Below are 782 nucleotides of genomic sequence, written 5' to 3'. Positions count from 1 at the left end.
ACTGTGACTGGATAAGTTCCCACAGTCGTTGGACTACCACTAATTGTGTTTGTATTTTCATCAAACGTTACGCCTTCTGGTAAGCCACTCACACTGTTCGTTACTGGCTGGCCACTGTTGTCTTGGCTATCGATTGTTATTGAATCAATCGGTGTATTAACTTCTTTCGTTTGATCGTCAATGTCTTTCACCGTTGGTGCCGTCGTATCCACCACTGTAATCGTGAATTTCGTCTCTGTTGTGTTGCCTTCCGCGTCTGTTGTCGTTACTGTCACTGGATACGTACCTACAGTCGTTGGACTGCCACTGATTGTATTTGTATTTTCATCAAATGTTACACCGTTAGGCAAGCCACTTACACTATTTGTCACTGGTTGACCACTGTTATCTTGACTATCGATAACGATATTATCGATTGGTGTATTGACTTCTTTTGTTTGATCATCGATCGCTTTCACCGTTGGTGCTGTCGTATCCACTACTGTAATTGTGAATTTCGTCTCTGTTGTGTTGCCTTCGGCGTCTGTTGTTGTCACTGTGACTGGGTAAGTACCTACAGTCGTTGGACTGCCACTGATTGTATTCGTTGCTTCATCAAACGTTACGCCTTCTGGTAAGCCACTTACACTGTTTTTAACAGGTTGACCACTATTATCACTACCATCAACGACGATGTTATCGATTGGTGTATTAACTTCTTTCGTTTGATCGTCAATCGCTTTCACCGTTGGTGCTGTTGTGTCTACCACTGTAATTGTGAATTGTGTTGTTGTTGTATTTCC

The 782-nt window shown here is 42.6% G+C and carries 1 protein-coding gene; it reads right to left on the bottom strand.

The features are described 5' to 3' along the window. Nucleotides 1-782 (bottom strand): Ig domain-containing protein (locus CD113_RS08235; RefSeq protein ID WP_206167417.1); only part of this gene is annotated, 782 nt, incomplete at both ends.

It is taken from the genome of Staphylococcus simiae (assembly GCF_002902085.1).
Taxonomy (GTDB): domain Bacteria; phylum Bacillota; class Bacilli; order Staphylococcales; family Staphylococcaceae; genus Staphylococcus; species Staphylococcus simiae.
This window is presented reverse-complemented; position numbering and strand designations above follow the sequence as displayed.